Origin of the sequence: Paludicola sp. MB14-C6, assembly GCF_030908625.1 — a bacterium.
Classification (GTDB): domain Bacteria; phylum Bacillota; class Clostridia; order Oscillospirales; family Ruminococcaceae; genus Paludihabitans.
Genome location: NZ_CP133133.1, coordinates 2,188,299 through 2,211,318, shown reverse-complemented (window position 1 = coordinate 2,211,318; position 23,020 = coordinate 2,188,299). Strand labels below are relative to the sequence as shown.

Genomic DNA, 23,020 nt, shown 5'->3' with positions numbered 1-23,020 from the left:
TATATGATCTCTTTGTTTTTTACATATGATAAACAAAATACTCAATTCAAAACAATGAATAATTTGAACATTTTTCTATTTTAAGCAATATGTATCTGGGTCTAAAACAAATTCGCTGTCAGTAATATCCAACCAATCTTTACACAATGAAATATATTTATTTATCCTTTTAGCAACATGAGCATATGCAGCTTTTTTCACAACAAAGCATTGTCCTAACTTACTAGGTTCACTAGTTGGATAATACGTTGTGTTTATAACTCGACCTTCTACTGGGTCAATAAATCTTTTCCCATCTTGCTCTACAACATGCATTACTAACTTAGCGTTTACCGGGTTATTTGGGTTAATGCCTTTTGCGGAAATTACAGCCAGATCATCGTATCTCTTAGATGGGTGTGGTTCAAACGGGAATTGGGCATTTCTTTCCGATGAAAAATTGCTATATTCGCGTATCCAGTCTAACAGCTGAAGAACATAATAAGCCCATTCTTTTGGAAAATAAGATGATGAGAAGATATTCTTTAAAAGGCTTGTTAACTCCTGTTCAGTATTTTCAAAAGTATTTAGTACAATAAAAGCTGGAAATTCACATATATACAATCGGTCGTAAGCTGTCTCATAAGAAAGAGATAAGAGATCTGTTATATGCGATAAGCCTTCACTTAGAGAATATGTCCCGAACATGAGATTTGCAAGTTGCTTTCCGATATCCAGGAAGGCTTTGTCAATCTTACCTTTCATATAATCGTTAAGCGGATTAAATAGTTTTCCCTGTACAAATAGATCCTTGATGTTAACGGATAATATATCAGCGATTCTTTGCTTTTCGTTTGGTGACTTAGGATTAAATGGTGTTATTCGTTTCTGACGCAAATCAAAAGGTAGATCTTCAATCTTCCCTGTGGTAACATCAAAAAGGCATATAATTCGTTCCCATCCTAATTTGCTAGCAGCATACCCCAATTCAATCAAGACATTAGGGTTGGGGGTCATCCTGCCATCTTGTTTCGAATTAACTATGCTGATATCGCAAACAAACATTGCAGATTTATCAATCTTTCTAAAAATTGATTCTGTTATATCTGGACTTCCCATGAGTCCCATCGTATCGCGATCATAATCCATATATACATTGGCCTCTTTCTCAAGAGACATGAGTGATAATTGGATACATTTATCAAGAAAATATCTATGGGTCTTTCCTGGTAAATCATTTTGCCAGGAATAAAATATAATATGTGACAAATCCCCACCTCCTTTATACCCAATTTAATTATTATACATCACCAAATTATTCCAAACAACAAATTTATTCGATTTTCTACTAATTATACACCAAATATACACTATTGTTATAATATATCACGAAAGCAGGTACGAAAAAAACCACTCTCTTTTTACTTGAGAGTGGGCTATCTTATTTCCCTAAAAATCCGCTTGATATATTCTTAGGTATATTAAATTTATGGCCTTTTGGGTTAAGAGAGTGAAGCTTGAACGAAAGAAAGTCATTCGGTACTTTGTAAAATGATATCTATTAGCAATCAAAATCAAACTGGGGTTAAATCACCTGGATGGCTAAATAGGACAACCCATTTTCCTTTATAATCAGACATCTTCATTGGTCCCATTGTTGTATTTGCATAAAAATCTGGAGCTTTCATTCCAATCGAAATATGATTATACATTGATTCCATAAATTCACCTTCTTTCATTGTATTTTATGAATACTTAAGCCAAGGTGTTCATTTAATCACAAATTCATCATTGACAATATATAGAAGTATGTGCAATAATAAGATAAAAGTTTACCATATCTCTTTATTATTTTACTCTTTTAGCAAAGCTACTATTTAAACTATGTCATGTTAAAATTTGTTTGAGAGGATTTGTCTTTATTATGGATTTTATTGTAGAAAACAACAAAGTTTATTTAAATAACGAGTTGGGTGAATTATTAGCAGAAGTTACTTTTCCCAATATTTCAGAATACGTAGTTGAAATAAATCATACTTTTGTAGACGAATCCTTACGAGGACAAGGAATTGCAAGTAAGTTACTTGAGATGGCTGCAAATAAAATCAAAGAAGACGGTAAAAAAGCAAAGCCAACTTGCTCTTATGCAGTTAATTGGTTTGAAAAGCATGAATCTTATTGGGATTTACTATCATTATAAGAAGAGATTATAAAAGGACAGTCGATTGACTGTCCTTTTGATTTGAGTAATTAAAATTTACTTTATCTAAAATATGACACCATATGGCCATCTTCTAGCTTTTTCATATGAAAAGATTGATAAAAGTGGTTATCAACCTCATCTTCAATATCGGTAATAACCTGAAACATTCTAACATCTACATATTTATCCCAGACTGCTTTAAACAAATGCGTTCCGATACCTTTTTTCTGATATTGAGATTTGACAATTAAATCTTGTACAATAAGTATATGCTCGCCATCACCAACACATCGTATAAATCCAATAAGCTTACCATTATCAAATGTGCCTAACAAATACAATGAATTATCAAAGGCACGTTTTAATTTCTCATCATCTTTCAAATAAGCACTCCAATTCGAATCTATATATATTTCTTTAACTTCTTCTATTAACGATATATCAAAAACATTATAACTAAACATTTATAACACCTCCAAGAAGTATGCAAATTATTCAATTGTTATGTTCACAAATTACTTTACCTAATTATACCTTTAACGGAAGTATTACTTTAAATACAAAAGTACCTTGCTTATTTTTAAGATAGTAAATACCCTCTTCATCTCTATCACTTCCACGTCTGGTAATAGGCAAAGAAATACGCCCATTTTCGTCTTTTTTAAGATGATAACTTAATCTTTTACAAACACCTGTATCCCCTCTATATGTGTAATAGTCCTCTGCAAGTTGAATCGAATTACCAAAATTATCAGCAAATGAGATTTGCAATTCACTATTACTATCCGTTAAAACTAATTGTGGGAGAACATCATATTTAAAATCAAACCCTTTTTCATAAAATGCTGGACTTATCTCATCATCCGTATCTTTAATTGATACAATGGGCAAATCAACAGCTTTTTGCTCCATTTTCAAATAAGAGCATCCAGTAAAAAGTAACACAATTACAAGTATGGTGGATATCAGAAATGTTTCTTTTTTCATTGTGATTCTCCCTTTAAAAGTAATAAGTCTTGTTCTTCATATCATAATATTACTAATTATACCTTTATCCACTCCATCTTTCAACCCATATTTATACAATTAGATTCATATTAATAAAACTGCAATATCCATCTTTGCCCTGTAAATCAATTTTCTTAAAGAGGAAAGCTTTTCTCGGACGAACAAAGTTCGCCCCTACGATATAGTTTTCTAACTACATTACAGTAACAACTCCCATCCTACATAGGATGGGAGTTGTATTTATTCTAGCACATATACAACTGTTTCATTTTGCTTTAAGGTCAATTTAATTTTATCATTATCTATTTTTACTGATTCATTGGTTAACAGATTTGTTGCTTGGCTGAGTGCTTCATTACATAAAACTAGATTGGTTTCAATTGCTTTACCCCAGTTTTCAATAATTAAAATTGTTTTATCAGCTGAATGCATCGACCTTTGAATGATATGTCCATTTGTTGTTTCTAGTTTTGCAATATTGGATTGATATGCTTTTGCAAACTCAATAATTTGACTTGCATACTGTTCTTCCTTACGATCAAAAAAGCCTAAGCTTGGAACAGTAGCAACAAACATTGCTTCACCCTTATTATATTGGTTATGAATCACTGCTGGCTCGCCATCTGGGAAAGTTGAAATAACACTTGCAGTTTTTACTCCTAATTCTGCTTGGCATAGATATGGATTGGCTACTTGATCATCCATTCTTGAGCCACGATATTCGATTACTTCTGCACCAAATACTTCGCTTAAAATCTGATTGCGATGAATTCTACCTTGGCTATCTTTCCATCCACATGGTGCTTCTGCCCATAATTTTCCGCCAACACGAACAAACTCTTTCACTTGCTCTTGTACATCACTATCCAATGCATACGAATATGGCAAATACAACAATTCATACTCGTTCAGTTTTTCATTACGAATTTGATCCGCACAAATAAAATCAACAGACACACCTGATAGCACTAATGCCTTATATAATCCTGCTAATGATTGAATTGGGGCTTCTGGCATACGATAAAGTGGGCTGCCTTCAATGAGTGCTAAAATCTCAGTTGCATGATTATAATAGATTGCTACTTTTGGTTTATCTACTTGAGCGTTTTGGAACAATTCTGCATTGTTTTCTATTACATCTGTTACACCGCTAGAAGCTTTTAGTCGCTTAGAAACCTTATGATCAGCAGTTACAATTCCCCACTCACCAGCTTCTTGGCCCATAGTTCGTGGGTGCCACATCCAATAAACCACAGATTTTGCACCTGCTCCAACAGAATCCCATAGCCATGCAGATAATTCTTGTGGGCTAGGGGTACAAGGTTGAATACCTGTCATCAGCGTTGCACCTGATTGCAATTCCGTTACCCAAAAGCTTTTACCGTTACTTGCACTGCGGATTAAATCGACGCAGAATGCATAAGCTATGCCGTAATCTGCACGTTCAAACCATAAAAACTTCCAGGCAGGATGAATGGAAGCACCTAATATATCAGCTACTTCTCCCTCTTTCCAATAATCTTGTCCCACTGGTGCTAGATTTCCAAAGAAGCCTTTTGGATTCAAATGGATTGGTGAAGTTTGATCTATCTTTTTTACTATTGCTTTAATCCAGTTGAGTTGCGTTACTAAGTTATCTTTTAAAAAGCTATTCCAATCCACAAATGAATCAAAGCATTGCCAGTATTCTCTGCTGTCACTTGGGTTAATTTTCACATCTAGAAAACCATTATATTGTCGATACCAGTTCTTATTCCAATGTTCTACTGTTTGATATTTCTGTTCTAGCCATTTTGCAAACTCATGCATTGTGCTTTGCTCAAAATTCACTTTTACTTCTGGCTCATTCATTAAAATCCATGCATATTGTGCAGGGTGATTATAATAACGAGATACTAATTTTTCAATATAAATTGCTGCATATTGTTTTAATCGGCTATCATTTAAATTTGAGTAATGATGATAAAATGGTTTTTCTTCAAACCATTGTGGTGGATCTTCACAAGTAAGCGTTGAAACAATTTTAATATCGTATTTTTGCGCCAAATCATAAGCAATATCGTATCGCTCAAAAGTGAATATACCTTCTTTCGGCTCAATATGCTCCCATAACACAAATAAACGTACCATACGAATACCATATTGTTTCATTAACGCAAAATGTCTTTCGGTATCTTCAAATGTATCATCTGCATTGATAAAAAACTGTGCTCCGATTCTTGGCAAAAATCCTTTTTCAACTTCCCTATTCATAATAAACCCCTCTACTATATAATCTTGGTAGTATATAATAAGGATACAATATTTTTTTGATAATTGACATAGCCAATCCCGAATAAAAATTGACAAATCACGCAAACAGTAAATCAATTACTACTTGCGTGATTTCTTACTTCACCTTTATTTAATTAAGACCTCTAAAGCCTTTTCCTATAATTTCGCTACTGTTTGTAATCATAATAAATGCACCCGGTTGTTGCTTTTTTACGTAATTTCTTAACAACACCGCTTGACGTCTTTTCATAACAGTAAGAATGATTGTCTTCTCACTATGCACATAAGAGCCTTCTGCACGAAATATTGTTGCACTTCGATGAAGCTGTGTGTGAATAAAATTACATATTGGAGCTGCATCATCACATACAATAGTAAAATATTTGCACAAGTTAATATTCTCTATTACAGTATCAATAACCAATGACTTTGCAAGCAAACCGCAAACTGAAAAAAGTCCGGTTTCAGGGCCAAACATAAAAAACGCAATGGCAGTAATCAAAGAATCTACCAAAAACAATGCGGTACCTATATTAACCTGCGTGTACTTTTTGAGAATCATTGCTATTATATCTGTTCCACCACCAGATGCATCTACATTAAACAGCATTGCTGCACTAACAGCAGGCAATACGATTGCAAAAATAAGTTCTAATACTGGTTGGTTCGTAAGCGGCTTTGTCATAGGAAAAAAATGATCGCAAAAGCTAAATCCAAACGACGTCAACAAGCTGACATATACGGTTTTTATGCCAAAGCCTTTTCCTAAAAAGATAAATCCAATCAGCAACAAAGCTATGTTAATAATAAACGTAAATGTACTAGCACTAAACGGTAAAGCTTTGCCTAAGATGACTGAAATACCTGTTACTCCACCAAATGAAAAATTATTTGGAAATTTAAATACATAAACACCAACAATTAATATGATAGATGCTAAAGTTAATATCGAATACTCCTTAATAACTTGTTTCATTTTACCTGTTTGATTGATTGATTTTTCAACACTTTTGTTTTTCGATTCTTTTTCTTCCATGTATAACCCTCGCTTATGCTTTATCAGCCTTATTATACTATATCTTTTACTAAATTGCTATTTAAATATTTGTATTTCTTAAATAAACCGATAACCCCCATCCATAAAAGACAGGGGCTATCAAACGATGATTAGCTATATAACAAATGACCTACTAAATAAGTAAAGGTTTCAGTCTGAACATCATAAAATGCACAACGATTACATTGCGTAATAACCTTGGTTTCTGCTGTTTGAAGAACATCCTTTTGCCCTACATTTCCATGTGAACATGTAGTTACTATCATTTCTCCAACATTCTTTGTTTCTCTTGATGTTGTTACAGAATACCCACATCGTGGACAGCGGCTATACTCTGTTAGTCCAAATACAGAACTGCAAAGCAATACTGATATACATATAACCAAACTAACCAATACGCAAATTTTCTTCGTTTTTCTCATGTTATTCCTCCTTAATATTCAATCCATTTATGATTGGATATTAATATATACGCCGAGGAACAACTTTTTAGTACAACCCTTTCAATGTTACAAGGCTTTTCCTTAGCCAATTTACAAGGAGACGCATTATTATATTTTGGTAATATCTAATAAAGTTAGAAAATTATTTCCTGAATCTTCGGAGATTTTTCTAACAACGTTAGTTAGAACCGTATTTACTTTTAAAGCTTTTTACAAGCTTAAAATAATCTTGCCATTGTAGATATGGTTCATATGAAAAGCCCACTATCTTATCTTTAAGCAGATTTCCATTTAAATCTTCTAAATATAATGTTTTGTCTATATTATAACAATTGAATTTTCGATTATCATTCTTGTCAAATTGAATTGCTGCGTTAACAGTTAAGATTTCGCCCCTTTTTAATTGTATTGGTAATTTCAATTCTTTTAAAGGTGCTCGATACAATTGCAAGTTCAATGCATCTTCAAGCTCACTGTCTAATACAGAACTTAATTTGTTTAGCTTAACATCTTGTTTAAACCTAACTTTATTCATATAAGCATTATTAGTTGAGGAGGATGCTGAAACCATTTCAGTTGCTGTATATATTTTACTTGAGGACAAAACTATTTTTCCGATATCTACTATTTGAATATCTCCGTTGTCATATGTAACTTTCATTTTTGTAAGCTGTATATCATCCAAATTTTCATTACTGTTTATTTCTTTTTTTCTTACATCAACATAAAAACTGCACTGTTTATAATTAAACTTTATGCTTTCATGACACGGAACGCCAAAAGACAAGGTTATATTGTCATTTTTGAGTTCAGGAAACTCGACTGCTTTTATTTTTTTAGTATCATAACTATTTGTTATATAACTCATAATAAAATTGGTATCATAATGTGCATCAACATCATAGTAATGCTTTAAAAGCACAGGACTTTTTATGTTAAAAGTGAAATGTAAAATCGTTATAGCAAATATTGCTATTACAGCAAAAATCCATTTTAGCCTACTTTTGCGTGTGATTTTTTGCAATTTGATTCCCCCTTACAGCTTTTCACTTCCAACATTATACAATATCCTTAAAATATATGCAACAAAAACCCATCCTTTCGGATGGGTTTTACCTGAATTTATATTTTGGTAATATCTACTAATGTAATGTCATCTGCATTTTTATGAGTTGCCAACACTTCTGCTAATGCACCTGCTGTATCAAGTGATGTTAAGCATACTATTCCATGTTCAACTGCTTTACGTCTCATTTTCACGCTATCTCTTGCCGGAATTCTTCCTTTTGCTGAAGTAGAGATTACATAATCAATTTTACCGCTATCTAATAAAGTTAGAATATTATTTTCTGAATCTTCGGAAATTTTTCTAACAACGTTAGTTGGAACCATATTTTTATTTAATGTGTTGGCTGTTCCTGCTGTTGCATAAATATCAAAACCTAGCTCTTCATATTTTGCAACAATATCGATAATCTCTTGTTTATCGGTGTCACGTACGGTTACTAATACACCACCGGTTGATTTTAGATTATAGCCTGCCGCTATTAAGCCTTTTAGCAAAGCTTCTTCAAATGTTTTTGCAATACCTAAAACCTCACCTGTAGATTTCATTTCAGGTCCTAAATGTGTATCTACTCCATGAAGCTTTTCAAAGCTAAATACAGGAACTTTCACAGCGATATATTCTGCATTCGGATATAAACCAACGCCGTATCCCATATCTTTTAACTTTTCGCCTAACATAATTCGAGTTGCAATATCCACCATAGGTACACCTGCAACCTTTGAGATATAAGGAATTGTTCTTGAAGAACGAGGGTTTACTTCAATTACATATACATCATTGTTGTAGATTACATATTGCACATTCATCAATCCGATTACCTTTAACTCACGAGCAAGTCTTCCTGTATAATCAATGATTTTTGCTTTAATATGCTGAGAAAGCGTTTGTGCGGGATATACAGAAATAGAGTCACCTGAGTGAACACCCGCTCTTTCGATATGCTCCATAATCCCCGGAATGAGGTAATCCTCACTATCGCAAATAGCATCTACTTCGACTTCTAAGCCCATCATATACTTATCAACCAAGACAGGGTTATCAATACCTTTTTCTGTGATGATACCCATGTATTCTACAACATCTTGATTGTTATGAGCGATAATCATATTTTGACCACCAAGCACATACGAAGGACGAAGTAAAACCGGATAGCCAAGCTCGTTTGCCACTTTTACCGCTTCATCTGAAGTAAATACCGTATCACCTTGTGGGCGAGGAATCTTACAAGTTTCCAATACCTTATCAAAACGCTCTCTGTCTTCAGCGGCATCAATACTATCTGCACTTGTTCCCATGATTGTTACGCCTAAATCATGTAGATACTGCGTTAACTTAATTGCAGTTTGACCACCAAATTGAACAACTACTGCGTCCGGTTGCTCGGTATCAATAATATTTTTCACATCTTCAAAAGTGAGTGGATCAAAATATAGTCTATCACCTGTATCAAAGTCAGTAGATACTGTTTCTGGGTTATTGTTTACGATAACAGCCTCATAGCCATGTTCTTTTAATGCCCATACACAATGTACGCAACAATAGTCAAACTCAATACCTTGTCCAATACGAATAGGTCCCGAACCAAATACTACAACTTTTTTCTTACTCGAATTTTGTCTTTCAATAAACTGTTTTGCTTCATTTTCTTCATCGTATGTGGAATAGAAATATGGTGTTTGTGCTTTAAATTCCGCAGCACAGGTATCTACCATTTTGAAAGATGCTGACTTTGGATTGAGAACTTTTTGTCCTGATAATCGTTCAATTGTGCTATCTAAATAGCCCCATTTTTTTGCTAAGTTATATTTATCTTCGGTTAACTCGCCATCTGCAAGCCATTTTTCAAGTTGAGATAGATTTTTGAATTTTCCTAAGAACCACTCATCAATCATTGTAATTTCATGGACTTTATCTATTGAAATTCCACGTTTAATTGCCTCATATACAACAAAGGCACGTTCATCATCAACTTGATGCAAAAGCTGCTCAATTTCTTCATCAGACAGTTTGCTAAGCTTTGGTAGATTTAATGTATCTAATTTTAACTCTGCACCACGAACAGCTTTGATAATTGCAGATTCAAACGATGTGCCGATACTCATTACCTCGCCTGTTGCTTTCATTTGTGTGCCTAATGTTCGTTTTGCATATACAAATTTATCAAAAGGCCAGCGTGGGAATTTTACTACTAGGTAGTCAATTGCAGGCTCAAAGCAAGCGTATGTGTTACCTGTAACCGCATTCACAATTTCATCTAAAGTATAACCGATTGCAATTTTTGCAGCAACTTTTGCAATTGGGTATCCTGTTGCTTTAGAAGCAAGTGCAGAAGATCGAGATACACGAGGGTTTACCTCAATCACCGAGTATTCAAAGCTTTCAGGGTGCAATGCAAACTGACAGTTACAACCGCCCTCTACGCCAAGTGCAGTAATAATATTTAAAGAAGCTGTTCTTAACATTTGATATTCTTTATCCGCTAAAGTAACGGCTGGAGCTACAACGATTGAGTCGCCGGTATGTACACCAACCGGATCAAAGTTTTCCATAGAGCAAACTGTTATTACGTTACCCTTACTGTCACGAATAACCTCAAACTCGATTTCTTTCCAACCAGAAATACATCTTTCAACTAAGATTTGCGTAATTGGGGAAAGTCTTAAACCGTTTGATGCAATTTCTTTTAGCTCTTCTAAGTTATTTGCAATTCCTCCACCGGAACCACCCATTGTAAATGCAGGACGAATAATAACCGGATATCCTATTACATCATCTACAAACGCAATCGCATCTTTTAAGTTTTCTACTACTTTAGATGGAATACAAGGTTGGTTGATGGATTCCATCGTGTCTTTAAACAGCTGTCTATCTTCTGCTTTGTCAATTGTTTCTGGGTTTGCACCAAGCAATTTTACTCCATGTTTTTCTAAGAAGCCTTCTTTTGCAAGCTGCATAGAAAGTGTTAAACCTGTTTGACCGCCAAGGTTAGAAAGTAAGCTATCGGGTTTTTCGACTTCAATTACCTTTTTTACAATATCTAAAGTAAGTGGCTCAACATAAATTTTATCCGCCATTGCTTTGTCTGTCATAATCGTAGCCGGATTTGAGTTAATTAGTACTACTTCTAATCCCTCTTCTTTTAAAGCACGGCAAGCCTGTGTTCCTGCATAGTCAAATTCAGCGGCTTGACCAATAACAATTGGGCCTGAACCAATTACCAATACTTTTTTTATATCATTTCTTAACGGCATATCCTATACTTCCTTTCCATCCATCAAATTGATAAATCGATCAAATAAATAAGAGGTATCCAATGGACCACCGCAAGCTTCTGGATGGAATTGAACAGTAAACGCTTTTGTATTAAAATAGCTTACGCCCTCACAAGTTTTATCGTTTGCATTGATGTGACTTACTGTACCAACTGTTGAATCAATGCTATCGCTTTCGACTGCATATCCATGATTTTGGCTGGTAACATAGGTTCTATCTACTTTCAAGTCGATTACCGGTTGGTTTGCACCACGATGCCCGTATTTCAATTTATGTGTTTTAGCATTATTTGCAAGAGCCATAAGTTGATGTCCTAAGCAGATTCCGAAAATTGGGATTTGCAGCTTGATAATATCTTTTAAATTTTCAATTACTTCTATGTTTTCAGCTGGATCCCCTGGTCCATTTGAAAGCATAATGCCGTCAGGGTTCATAGCTTTTACTTCTTCTGCGGTTGTATTATACGGTACAACTGTCACATTGCAGCCTAAATTATTTAGTTTACGAAGGATGTTATATTTATATCCAAAGTCAAAAAGTACAACTTCTTTTGTTGCATTTTCTACTTTATGATAAGATTTTTCTTTACAAGAAACTGTTTTTACTGCATCTTTTATTGTGAAAGCGTTGATTTGCTCAAGTGCTTTATCAATATCTTTAATTTCTTCGGTTGTAATCATTCCGTTCATAACACCGTGTTCACGGATAATACGAGTGAGACATCTCGTATCAATATCAGCAATACCTACAACATTTTGCTTTTCTAAAAATTCGCCTAGTGTATTTTCACAACGGAAATTAGATGGTAACTCGCAGAGCTCACGAACAATATACCCATTTAAATATGTATTGTTTGACTCTACATCTATTGAATTTGTACCATAATTTCCGATTAACGGAAAGGTCTGGGTTACAATTTGTCCATAATAACTTGGATCAGTTAGTGTTTCCTGATAGCCTGTCATAGCTGTTGCAAAAACAATTTCTCCAATGGTTGTACCTTTAGAACCGATGGATTTTCCTTCGAACATTCTACCATTTGCTAACAGCAAATAAGCTTTTTTTAATTGATTGAACATATTGATATCATTCCTTTCAGGGCGCTATTTCGTTGCAAGTTGGATTGTATTGATACAACCTAAAATATCCTCTTTCATGCGAATCGCTTCTCTTCTTGCAGCTTGTGCATATTCTGTTTCATCACAGCCTTCTTTTTGATAAGCACACATAATTCCTCTTGAAGAATTTACGATTGCTCCCAATCCGTTCTCATCAAATGCATAGCTTACATCTTTCGCTCCGCCGCCTTGTGCACCATAACCAGGTACTAAGAAGAATGTATGTGGCATTTTTTTGCGAAGTTCTTTTAATTGCTCAGGATAAGTAGCACCTACTACGGCGCCAACTGCACTATATCCATACTCACCCATTGCATCTTTTCCCCAGCTTTCACACATCTCGCCCATAATTTCATACACAGGTTTTCCATCAATTAACCGATCTTGCAGTTCACCACTAGAAGGGTTTGAGGTTTTAACAAGCACGAAAATTCCTTTGTCATATACGTTACATACTTTTAAAAGAGGTGCAATTCCATCTGTTCCAAGATAGCCGTTAACTGTTAAGCAGTCGCCCATAAAGGCTTCTACTTTTTCGCCATCTACATCCGTCTTACCAAGATGGCCAATTGCATAGGCTTCCATTGTAGTACCGATATCATTTCTTTTTCCATCGGTAATTACATACATCCCTTTTTGCTTTGCATATTCCATTGTTTCATACAATGCTTTTACTCCATAATAGCCATACATTTCGTAATAAGCGCATTGTGGCTTGATTGCAGGAACGATATCGCATAATGCATCAATGAGTCCTTTATTAAACTCAAGAATTGCCATTGACGCTCCTTCTAATGGATTGTCAAATTCATTCAAAAATGCGTCTTTTATGTAGTTTGGTATAAAATCCAATTTAGGGTCTAATCCCGCTACTGTTGGGTTTTGCGTTTGTACGATTTTTTTAATCAGTTGATCCATAGACATTGTTTCGTTCCCCTTTTCGTTTTTTATATGTTTGTTAGGATAACAATGTTAGCCTAACTATTTTTTAATATCGTGGAATAGACAAATGCGCACTTTTTCATGGTTATCAATGTAGGGAGCTATGCCTACATCGCTCCGTCGGCTTAACTTATATGACAAGGAGATAGATGTGGGCATCAGTCCTTACAAGCACGCATTCGTTGTATCCTTAATATCGCATAACATATGCAATTTCACCTTGAACCAAAGCATATTTTACTCTTCCGGTTAGCCGCTCAAACTTAAACGCTGTATTTTTAGATTTAGATGTTAATCTCTCAGGTAATACAGTCCATTGAATTTTAGGGTCAAACAACGTAATATCAGCAGGTAGTCCCGGTTTTAATGATCCAGCTTGAATTCCCAATCGTTTTGCAGGATTAACAGACATGAGTTCAACCAAGCGTGTCATATCAATATGACCAGCTTCTACTAAAAAACGTACTGAAGCTGCCAATGAGGTTTCTAATCCGATTACGCCATTCGGTGCTTTCAAGAAATCTTGTTTCTCACGTTTGGTATGCGGTGCATGGTCGGTGGCTATACAGTCAATTGTTCCATCTTGAATACCTTTAATAATAGCTTCAACATCTTCTAGCTCACGCAATGGTGGATTCATTCGATAATCAGCATCTCGATTCAAAAGCTTTTCATGAGTGAAAGAAAAATAATGTGGACAGGTTTCGCAAGTAACATCAATTCCTTCTTTTTTGGCTTGACGTACTAAATCAACTGCTTTTTTTGTACTAACATGAGCGATATGAATAGGCGTTCCTGTCGTTCTTGCCAAATCAATCTCACGTTCTGTTACTAAATCCTCAGATAAGCGGTCGATACCCTTAACCATAAGCTTCTCACTGATTTCACCTTTATGCATAATGCCGCCGTTTACAATGGATAAATCTTCGCAATGTGAAATGGTTAGCAAATTATTTTCTTGAGCCAATTTCATTGCAGCTTTCATCATTTCATGATTCGCAACCGGTCTTCCATCATCAGAAACAGCTTTCAACCCCAATTGCTTATACTCTTGAAAATCCGAAAGTTCTTCACCCAGTAAGCCTTTTGAGATGCTACCGCAAATATATACTCTTGCTTTAGCTCGTTGTGCATTTTTTTGCACGTATTCAATTGTATCTTTATTATCAATAACTGGCTTGGTGTTTGGCATGCAAAGTAAAGAGGTAATTCCACCTACTAATGCAGCGTTACAACCCGAATAAATATCTTCTTTTTCAGTAAAGCCGGGATCTCTTAAGTGAACATGCATATCCACTAAACCTGGCATTACCACTAACCCTTTGGCTTCCAAAACCTTATCCGTATGATCTAATATGTTTTTTCCTACTTTTAATATTTTACCGTCTTCTATTAAAATATCGGATACTTCATTGATATTTTGTAAAGGGTCGATTACCAATCCATTACGAACTAACAGCCTTTCCAATTCTAATCCTCCTTAATAATTTCAACCTTGTCTTCTCCGTCAAATTGATTTACGGAAACTTTCACTTTTTCATTTCGTGATGTTGGCAAATTCTTACCAACAAAATCTGCTCGAATCGGTAATTCTCTGTGGCCTCTATCAACTAAAACAGCAAGCTCAATTCTCATAGGTCTTCCACGAGCCATCAATGCATCAATTGCAGCACGAACACTTCTTCCTGTATAAATAACGTCGTCCACTAAAACTACCTTTTTATCTTTAATTGGAAATGTGATATCGCTCTTATCCACATGACCTTTCACTTCTCTGTCATCACGAAATAATGTAATATCAAGCATTCCAACCGGAACAACTTTTCCCTCAACCTCAAATATTTTTTTAGCAACACGATTTGCAATCTCAACTCCACGAGATAAAATTCCAATTACGCATAAATTATCTACACCTTTATTGTGTTCAATAATCTCATAAGAAATACGTGCAATCGCCCGTTGCATTGCCTTATCATCCATTATCAGAGTATTTTGTTGCATAAAAGCACCTCCTATTTATCTTTTCCCATTTCTTAATTTTAAAACAAAATACAAAAACCAAGCGGTCCTTCGACAACTTGGTTACTTTTTACTTATAAATATGCATTAACTATGTATAATTATACATTTCAATGTATATAGGAACACAATTTTGCATGTAATATGAAGTTCTAGCGACCACCTTGTCAGCCTCACAGGACTAATTTAAAGGTTATCTATTTATTTATAGTATACCCTAAGGAATATAATTTGTAAATAGAAATTTTGATTTTTATAGAGATTGTATCGTTTATTTACAAAATATGCATCTATCATATACTGATTGTATCCTAAAAAGACACAATAATAAGCCTATTGAATATATCAATAGGCTTAGAATATCGTGTAAAGATTATTCGTCTTTCATTTTAGCAAAGCAGTCGCTGCAATATACAGGTCTGTCTTCTTTTGGTCTGAAAGGAACTCTTGCTTCCGCGCCACAAGCAGCACAATTAGCAGTAAACATCTCTTTTTGTGTTTTCATGCTGTTTTTACGGATTGAACGGCAGTCTTTACATCTTTGTGGTTCATTTTCGAATCCTTTTTCTGCGTAGAACTCTTGTTCGCCAGCAGTAAATACGAATTCATTTCCACAGTCTTTGCAGATTAGAGTTTTGTCTTGATACATTTTCCAATACCTCGCTTAGGATAATTATTTTTTTGCCCATTGACGGGTTTTCACCGTCTCCTTTGAAATCAACGCTCTGAAAATAAGCTAGCAGGGCTTATATGAACAACGCTCACCGTTGTTTTGTACACTATAGATGATTAAAAACCGCTTTTAGCTTTCTTCTTGCACGTTGCAGGGCATTATCCACAGTTTTTTGCGAGGAGTTAAGCTTTGAAGCAATCAACCGATAATCACAACCACAAAGATATAAATTCATTACTTCTCTTTCTAAGTTAGATAAAACGGAATTCATTGACTCTACCAATGATTGATAGCTTTCTTTCTGTATAAATATACTTTCCGGGTTTGTTGGTTGTTTTTCTAAAAACTTATAGCTTTCGACTTCTTCAATAGGAATAGAACGATTTAACACTTGCGCCTTATTGGTTGAAGAAGCAGCTAGAAAATTTTTCAGTCTGTTTGCTATACAATGGTTCGCATATGTATTAAAACTAGCGTTTCGATCTTGCTTATAAGAACGGATTGCATTAAACAACCCCATTAAAGCTTCTTGCTTTAAATCATCTTTATCAATTCCTGCAATATAGTAGTTTGCAATATTTCGATTCACAACACTAGCATATCTTGCAAAGATACAAGCAACCGCTTCTTGATTACCAGACCGATAACATTCTAATAATTCAACGTCATTCTTATTCAAAATTGCCTGGCTTATTGGTTTACTATCCATAGATTTTTAACCTACCAGCATCTATAATATGTGAACATTATACTCCATGGTTTTTGCAATGTCAACACTTTTTCGCAAATTGCACAAAAATTTTTCCAAATTAACATTAAACTTTATAGTAATTTTGATTACACCTATATATTACCAAGTTATAAAATAAAAGAACCGACATTTTCATATCGATTCCTTTATTATGAAAAAACTGCTAAACACTGATTTTATTATAAAGTCCTGCTTTTGTTAGTGCTTTTTTTAATATTGGAGCAAAGATACAAGCGATAACAACTGCAATTACTACATTGATAGAAGAAGTGATCATTTTAGGCACATTTGCCGCTATTGCAGCTTGAAATGCTTCACCACCCGTAGCTGTAAATAATTCTGCAAAGCCAACCGCCTCTACTGTTTTCATAATAATGCTTTTACCAATATTTAAAACATAGTAACTCAAAGCACCAACTACTGAACCTAAAATAACAAATGACAGATTTAATGAACCATCTTCTTTGCGTTTTAAATTGCTAATGATACCACACACAAAAGCCATTACAAAAAAGAATACTAAAGTATATGGTGCACTGGTAATATATATAGGATCGAGAAGGTCAAAAAGCATTGAACCAAGTCCAGCTGCCAAACCACCACGAACGCCACCGAATAATATACCAGCCAATAGGCAAAATGCATTTGCTAGTTTTATCATTGTATTTCCTGCAGGTGTTGCAATCGGTAATTTAATAAAGTATGTAATAACAAAAATAATGGCAGCCATTACACCCACTATTGCCATATCATATACTGAAAATTTTGTTTTCTTATTCATAAAATCATTCCTTTCCTCGTTGTAAAATATCGTCTATTAAACATTTTTACTTTATACTGACGATATCATACAACAATGGCTTGAAACTTTCGCTTCAAACTCCACTCTTGTTATTTATCTGCACAAAAGCTCATTTCATTCCTCTTGTGCAGAAAGAAGAATGATTATAAATTTTGATACCCATTTAAGGAATGACCTTGTGTTAACCAAATTAGCCCTTTTTCCAACATAACGCCTTGTTTTGTATCGGTTCCATAGCTATATGTTGTTTTTATTGTTAACTCTAAAAAGCGGGTTGCACGTTCCATTGCAATAGCAAGACTATCTCCATCCAAAATAGATGCCACAACGATACTGGCAAAAATATCGCCTGTTCCCGGATAAGAAGCCGGTACATAACTGCAAATTACTCTCCAAAATGTATTAGAATCCCTATCATATGCAATATTGTTAATCGTCATATCAGCTAGTTCAATACCAGTCACAATTACCTTACTTGGACCTAACTCACTTAACTTTAACAAATTGCTTTTCGCTTCTTGTTGTGTTAACGGCGTTGGATTATACGGTTTTTTTAACAACATATACATTTCTGTTTTATTTGGAGTAATGAGATCGGCCGCTTTCACTAACTCCACCATAGAACTACACATGTCTTGTGTATATGTGCGATATGTTTTACCGTTATCACCCATAACCGGATCGACCACTGCTAATGCATTTGGATAAGCTTGAATGTAATCCAAACAATGCTTGATTTGCTCTTTTGAACCCAAAAATCCTGTATAAATACAATCAAAATCGAGTCCAATGCGTTTGTAATGAGACAATGATTCTTCAACAAATTCAGTTAAATCTTTCATCACTACTTCACCAAAGCCGCCAGTATGTGTGGAAAGAACCGCTGTTGGAATTGCAACAGCTTGCACACCCATTACAGAAAGAATTGGTGAAATAACAGACAAAGAGCATCTTCCATATCCAGATAAATCATGAATTGCTGCTACGCTTTTTATTGGTTTCATTTTGTCCTCCAAAAGTGGATACAATATCTTAACCGTATTTTTATTATATCCATGTTTTTATTATTTCGCAAAAAGTCACTACGCTTACCTTTTACTTAGTATTTTAGTAATATTGAATAATTCCCTTCTTGTATTTTACCACATTTCATAGATTATGACACAGTATTTTTAGCAATTGCTTAGCCCCTATTTATTCATTTGGCAAATTGCATAAATTTGAAATAAACTTTTATTCAAAATTGTTGTTTTTGTAAGAAATTTTGGAAATATTTTTAGCTGCCAATCCGTCGATAATTTGTAAAACAATGTGAATGAACCGCACTCTTTCGGCAACAATATGAATACAAACTTATATTGAAATTTGAAAGGGATGGTATTTGTATGAAACAAAATAACGTAGTAAGTTCAGTAGTGAAAGGTTTAGCAACAGGAGCTGTTGTTGGAACTGCAAGCTATATGATGTCCAATGCAAGAAAAAGCAGGGGCAGAAATGTTAGAAAAACTGCTTCTAAAGCAATGAAAGCAGTTGGAACAGTAATTGAAAACGTTTCTTATTTAATGAAATAAATTGATACGTTAAAATAGTCGAAATGGGCACGATTTTTCGTGTCCATTTTTGTTTGTTAATGTATCTATTGGTTGCTCTTTACTTATTTAAATGTTAAAATTATTATATTGTGAAATATTTCCTATGCTTCATTCGTATTGTATATGAAAGGGGGAGACGAAGTGAATCATAGCTATGAAAACCAAATATGGATAACCACTATCATAGATACTTATTCTGATACAATACTTCGTATTGCGTTTCATTATGTCAAAAATCAAAATGATGCCGAAGATATTGTTCAAAATGTATTTTTAAAGCTTATCAGTAAAGTCCCCGTTTTTGAAAACAAGGAGCATGAAAAAGCCTTTATTATTCGAATGACAATCAATTTATGCAAAGATTACTACAAAGCCGCATGGCATCAAAAAATCGTTTCCCTTGATGATTGCAATGAAACTTTTGAGGACGAGCATAAAACCGACCTACTCCCCATCATTCGGCAATTGCCAACAAATTATAAGAATGTGATATATTTATATTACTACGAGGATTACAGTATCGAGCAAATTGCAAACATACTGCAATCAAAGCCTGCAACAATTGCAACTTGGCTTCATCGTGCGAGGACTAAGCTAAAAACTCTGCTGAAAGGAGAGTTTGAAGATGAATATGAACCAATATATAAACGAACTTAATTCCATACAAGCAAGTGATTCTTTGAAATTAAAGCTAAAAGAGCTGGCAAATAATCCTGCTATTGTTTATCATAAACCCAAACAATCCATTTCTAAAATAAAAATACTGTCTTTTGCAGCCATGTTTTTGCTTGTTGTAGTTACTGTTCCTACAATGCTTTGGCTTAACAACCAAAATCATATAAAAGATAATGCTAAACCGCCTAGCAGTATAAGCGGTGGGATTTGTGGTGCAGTTCCACCTACAAGTGGTAGTGGGGATGCTGAGGGAAGTGAAGGCACTAGTTCTACTTTTCCTGATTTTGTTGATGGTTTACCTACGCTGACTTACGTACCTGATAATCCAACTCTAGGAACACCGTTTGGTTTTAGTCTAAATAAAGCAACTGACCATCCATGGAAGCCATCTGTTCAATTAACAACAATGCCTGTTTTTAAAAACAAAGCTAAAACGGATGGTTCCGGAGTTACAACATCAGGTCTAACTGATGAACAATTACAACAAAAAATTGATGTGATAACAAAACAACTTGGAGTTTTGCCAAAAAAATATGAACAAATCACTTGTGGCGGAACTGATAACGGATATAAGGAAGATGATTTTTTTGAACTTACCGCAATATGTGACAATGTAAAAATATCCGTAAATCGTATCGGTCAAATAAGTATAGCCTTCTTAAAGCCGATTACTTTACCTTATAAAGTTACACCTACTCAAAAATATACAAGATTAGATTATGAATGTACAATTGATTTTTTATATGGTCAATATAAAAATATTCTAAATATAAAAAATCCTCAATATAATTTTGATAATTCTAATTATAACGAGGATGATAAGTGTTTAACTTCATTAGAAATCTACGAAGGGTCAGATAATTTAACGCAAACCATATTAGGATATCATTTTAAAACTGCTCATTTTAGTTTAAATGAAAATGGAGAGTTATCTGGAATTTGGATTACAGAAACAGATTTAAGCGAAAAACTTGGAGATTATCCGATTGTATCTGAAGATGAGGCAAAACAAATTCTTACACAAGGTAACTACAAGTCTTGGGCTACAAACGAACCATTTAGCGGAGATATTAGTTTAATTGAACACACTGAATTAGTTTATCATAATGAGCGTTTTGAAGAAAACTTTATGCCTTTATATCGATTTTATGTGAAAATCCCAGAAGTTAAAAATGAGAATGGCTTGCAAGCTTATAATATTTACTATGTTCCTGCTGTTGAACCTCGATTTATGAAAAATATGCCACAACCCGATATGCGATTTAACTAGTAAAAACCCCGAATGAAACATAAGTTTCATTTGGGGTTTTAAATTTTATTCTTCTATGCTTGGAATTTTAATATCAGTTTCAATATCTTTTTCATAATTGATTTCCGCCATATGGAAACCAAACATTTGATAGAAATCTTCCCAATAGCCTTCTAAATCTGCTAATTCCTCTACATTATCATTGTTAATTGTATTCCAAATCTTCATAACTGCTTCTTGTACATCATCTTGCATTTCAAGATCGTCAGGACGTAATCTTCCTTCTGCATCTAACACTACTTTATCGCCAAACAACTTATCATGGAATAGTCGATACATTTGCTCGATACAGCCCTCATGGTTTCCCTTTTCTTTCATCACTTTGTAAAGGATTGAAATATATAAAGGTACAATCGGAATAGCCGCACTTGATTGTGTTACCAAAGCTTTATTCACAGAAATATAACCTTTGATATTACTATTGCTAAACTCATTTGTTATTTCTTTCGCTGTATGATAAAGATGATCTTTTGCCATACCAATAGAACCTTTTAAATACATTGGATGGGTAATTTTAGGACCAATGTAAGAATACGCAAGTGTAACAGCATTATCTGCAATCGCATCTGCTTGTTTTAATGCCACAATCCATTCTTTCCAATCTTCACCACCCATAACTTTTATGGTATGCTCAATCTCTTCTTCTGTTGCTTGTGGGATAGTGATTTCAGAAATTTGGTTGGTTTTTAAGTCAATCGTTTTGTTCGTATATGGTGCACCTGTCGTTTTTAAAACAGAAGAATATACTGTTCCGTCCTCAGCCAAACGCTTTGGAGCAGCAAGGCTATATACTACCATATCAACTTTACCCAGGTCTTTTTTAATCAATGCAATTGTTTGTTCTTTAATTTCTTTAGAAAAAGCATCACCATTGATAGATTTTGCATAAAAACCATCTTGATTTGCAAGTTCTTCAAAAGCGGCAGTATTATACCAACCAGCAGTTGCAGGTCGATTGCCGGAAGCCTGTTTATCAAAAATAACTCCGATTGTTTTTGCACCACAAGAATAAGTAGCTGCAATTCGAGAAGCAAGACCATAACCGGTTGAAGCTCCGATTACTAAAACATTCTTTGCTCCATTGGTTTTGAGTTGTGATTTCATATAATTAACTTGATTTTTAACATTTTGCTTACAGCCTTCTGCGTGCGCAGTTGTGCAGATAAATCCTCTTACTTTTGGTTGAACTACCATTTGCAAATTCTCCTTATCATTATTATTTTGTTATTTTATCACATTTATAGCCAAATTACAACTCATACAAATATTCAAATTGTACCAATATATTATTTTTCAGAATATTTTTATTGTTTTACGATATATTTATATTGACAAATAATATTTTAAGGCTTATAATGCAACTAGAAAATATAGGAGGGAACCCTTATGTGGACAAAATCAAAATCAATTGCTCTTTCATCAATATTAGTTAAATTTGTTATGATACTCTTAACAATCGGTGCTTTTATCATACCTAAAATATCCGAGTGGTACGATAAGATATCCTATAGAGAAAGCATCTTTTGGCCGCTAACCATTATTTTATATTGCACACTAGTGCCTGCGTTTATTGCAATATTCTCTTTAAATAAGTTAATAACCAACATCAACAAAGATAATGTGTTTGTTGACCAAAATGTAAAGCTCATCCGCATTTTATCCTGGTGTTGTTTTTTAGCAAGCTTGCTCTTTGGAATTCTTGGATTTTATCGTTTTATTGCATTCCTACTTTGCTTTGCTGCAGCATTTTTTGCAATTATCCTAAGAGTCATTAAGAATGTATTTGAAAAAGCAATCACCATTCGTGAAGAAAACGACTATACGATTTAGAAA

Annotated in this window: 23 protein-coding genes; 5 read left to right on the top strand and 18 right to left on the bottom strand. The window is 34.2% G+C overall.

What is annotated here, in order from left to right:
• Positions 1 to 75: 75 nt before the first annotated feature.
• A complete protein-coding gene (locus RBG61_RS10550; RefSeq protein ID WP_307943264.1) occupies positions 76 to 1,248 on the bottom strand; it encodes a hypothetical protein in 1,173 nt (390 codons plus the stop codon).
• Positions 1,249 to 1,553: 305 nt separating this feature from the next.
• The gene (locus RBG61_RS10545; protein ID WP_307943263.1) at positions 1,554 to 1,700 is read right to left on the bottom strand and encodes a redoxin domain-containing protein; all 147 of its coding nucleotides are present in this window, start codon (positions 1,698 to 1,700) and stop codon (positions 1,554 to 1,556) included.
• A 203-nt stretch (positions 1,701 to 1,903) separates the two neighbouring features.
• Between RBG61_RS10545 and RBG61_RS10540 the strand changes: the two genes are divergently transcribed.
• Positions 1,904 to 2,179, top strand: coding sequence for a GNAT family N-acetyltransferase (locus RBG61_RS10540; RefSeq protein WP_307943261.1), 276 nt, complete (start codon positions 1,904 to 1,906; stop codon positions 2,177 to 2,179).
• Between the two features lie 62 nt (positions 2,180 to 2,241).
• Here RBG61_RS10540 and RBG61_RS10535 read toward each other — a convergent pair whose 3' ends face one another.
• The 15 genes from RBG61_RS10535 to RBG61_RS10465 all read right to left on the bottom strand — a co-directional run bounded on the left by RBG61_RS10535 (position 2,242) and on the right by RBG61_RS10465 (position 18,615).
• Positions 2,242 to 2,646 (bottom strand): GNAT family N-acetyltransferase, encoded by a 405-nt coding sequence (locus RBG61_RS10535; protein ID WP_307943259.1) that lies wholly within the window; start codon positions 2,644 to 2,646, stop codon positions 2,242 to 2,244.
• 64 nt (positions 2,647 to 2,710) lie between these two features.
• On the bottom strand, positions 2,711 to 3,169 hold the full coding sequence (locus RBG61_RS10530; protein WP_307943258.1) for a hypothetical protein: 459 nt from the start codon (positions 3,167 to 3,169) through the stop codon (positions 2,711 to 2,713).
• A 261-nt stretch (positions 3,170 to 3,430) separates the two neighbouring features.
• Positions 3,431 to 5,443, bottom strand: a complete 2,013-nt coding sequence (locus RBG61_RS10525; RefSeq protein ID WP_307943257.1) for a beta-galactosidase — start codon at positions 5,441 to 5,443, stop codon at positions 3,431 to 3,433.
• 151 nt (positions 5,444 to 5,594) lie between these two features.
• Positions 5,595 to 6,500, bottom strand: a complete 906-nt coding sequence (locus tag RBG61_RS10520) for a YitT family protein (RefSeq protein ID WP_373889707.1) — start codon at positions 6,498 to 6,500, stop codon at positions 5,595 to 5,597.
• A gap of 131 nt (positions 6,501 to 6,631) precedes the next feature.
• Complete coding sequence (locus tag RBG61_RS10515) at positions 6,632 to 6,943, bottom strand: hypothetical protein (protein ID WP_307943256.1); 312 nt, start codon at positions 6,941 to 6,943, stop codon at positions 6,632 to 6,634.
• A 199-nt stretch (positions 6,944 to 7,142) separates the two neighbouring features.
• On the bottom strand, positions 7,143 to 7,988 hold the full coding sequence (locus RBG61_RS10510) for a hypothetical protein (protein ID WP_307943254.1): 846 nt from the start codon (positions 7,986 to 7,988) through the stop codon (positions 7,143 to 7,145).
• 98 nt (positions 7,989 to 8,086) lie between these two features.
• Complete coding sequence (gene carB / locus RBG61_RS10505) at positions 8,087 to 11,284, bottom strand: carbamoyl-phosphate synthase large subunit (protein ID WP_307943252.1); 3,198 nt, start codon at positions 11,282 to 11,284, stop codon at positions 8,087 to 8,089.
• Positions 11,285 to 11,287: 3 nt separating this feature from the next.
• Positions 11,288 to 12,385: a carbamoyl phosphate synthase small subunit gene (locus RBG61_RS10500; protein WP_307943251.1), complete on the bottom strand. Its 1,098-nt coding sequence runs from the start codon at positions 12,383 to 12,385 to the stop codon at positions 11,288 to 11,290.
• Positions 12,386 to 12,409: 24 nt separating this feature from the next.
• A complete protein-coding gene (pyrF, locus tag RBG61_RS10495) occupies positions 12,410 to 13,348 on the bottom strand; it encodes an orotidine-5'-phosphate decarboxylase (RefSeq protein ID WP_307943250.1) in 939 nt (312 codons plus the stop codon).
• A 208-nt stretch (positions 13,349 to 13,556) separates the two neighbouring features.
• The gene (locus RBG61_RS10490; RefSeq protein WP_307943249.1) at positions 13,557 to 14,834 is read right to left on the bottom strand and encodes a dihydroorotase; all 1,278 of its coding nucleotides are present in this window, start codon (positions 14,832 to 14,834) and stop codon (positions 13,557 to 13,559) included.
• A gap of 2 nt (positions 14,835 to 14,836) precedes the next feature.
• Complete coding sequence (pyrR, locus tag RBG61_RS10485; protein WP_307943247.1) at positions 14,837 to 15,367, bottom strand: bifunctional pyr operon transcriptional regulator/uracil phosphoribosyltransferase PyrR; 531 nt, start codon at positions 15,365 to 15,367, stop codon at positions 14,837 to 14,839.
• A gap of 391 nt (positions 15,368 to 15,758) precedes the next feature.
• Entirely contained in the window at positions 15,759 to 16,034 is a 276-nt protein-coding gene (locus tag RBG61_RS10480; RefSeq protein ID WP_307943246.1) for a zinc-ribbon domain containing protein, read from the bottom strand.
• Between the two features lie 130 nt (positions 16,035 to 16,164).
• Positions 16,165 to 16,767 carry a sigma-70 family RNA polymerase sigma factor gene (locus RBG61_RS10475; protein ID WP_307943245.1) on the bottom strand — a complete coding sequence of 201 codons (603 nt, stop codon included), beginning with the start codon at positions 16,765 to 16,767 and terminating at the stop codon, positions 16,165 to 16,167.
• 205 nt (positions 16,768 to 16,972) lie between these two features.
• Entirely contained in the window at positions 16,973 to 17,590 is a 618-nt protein-coding gene (locus RBG61_RS10470; protein ID WP_307943244.1) for an ECF transporter S component, read from the bottom strand.
• 164 nt (positions 17,591 to 17,754) lie between these two features.
• Entirely contained in the window at positions 17,755 to 18,615 is an 861-nt protein-coding gene (locus RBG61_RS10465) for a pyridoxamine kinase (protein ID WP_307943242.1), read from the bottom strand.
• 381 nt (positions 18,616 to 18,996) lie between these two features.
• Between RBG61_RS10465 and RBG61_RS10460 the strand changes: the two genes are divergently transcribed.
• From RBG61_RS10460 to RBG61_RS10450, 3 genes are all read left to right on the top strand, one after another.
• Entirely contained in the window at positions 18,997 to 19,182 is a 186-nt protein-coding gene (locus RBG61_RS10460) for a hypothetical protein (protein ID WP_307943240.1), read from the top strand.
• 162 nt (positions 19,183 to 19,344) lie between these two features.
• Positions 19,345 to 19,860, top strand: a complete 516-nt coding sequence (locus RBG61_RS10455) for an RNA polymerase sigma factor (RefSeq protein ID WP_307943239.1) — start codon at positions 19,345 to 19,347, stop codon at positions 19,858 to 19,860.
• On the top strand, positions 19,829 to 21,148 hold the full coding sequence (locus tag RBG61_RS10450) for a hypothetical protein (RefSeq protein ID WP_307943238.1): 1,320 nt from the start codon (positions 19,829 to 19,831) through the stop codon (positions 21,146 to 21,148). The genes RBG61_RS10455 and RBG61_RS10450 overlap by 32 nt, the downstream gene beginning before the upstream one ends.
• Positions 21,149 to 21,193: 45 nt before the next feature.
• Here RBG61_RS10450 and fabV read toward each other — a convergent pair whose 3' ends face one another.
• A complete protein-coding gene (gene fabV / locus RBG61_RS10445; protein ID WP_307943237.1) occupies positions 21,194 to 22,381 on the bottom strand; it encodes an enoyl-ACP reductase FabV in 1,188 nt (395 codons plus the stop codon).
• A 192-nt stretch (positions 22,382 to 22,573) separates the two neighbouring features.
• On the opposite strand from fabV, the gene RBG61_RS10440 reads away from it, so the two are divergent.
• Complete coding sequence (locus tag RBG61_RS10440; protein ID WP_307943236.1) at positions 22,574 to 23,017, top strand: DUF2975 domain-containing protein; 444 nt, start codon at positions 22,574 to 22,576, stop codon at positions 23,015 to 23,017.
• Positions 23,018 to 23,020: the final 3 nt, after the last annotated feature.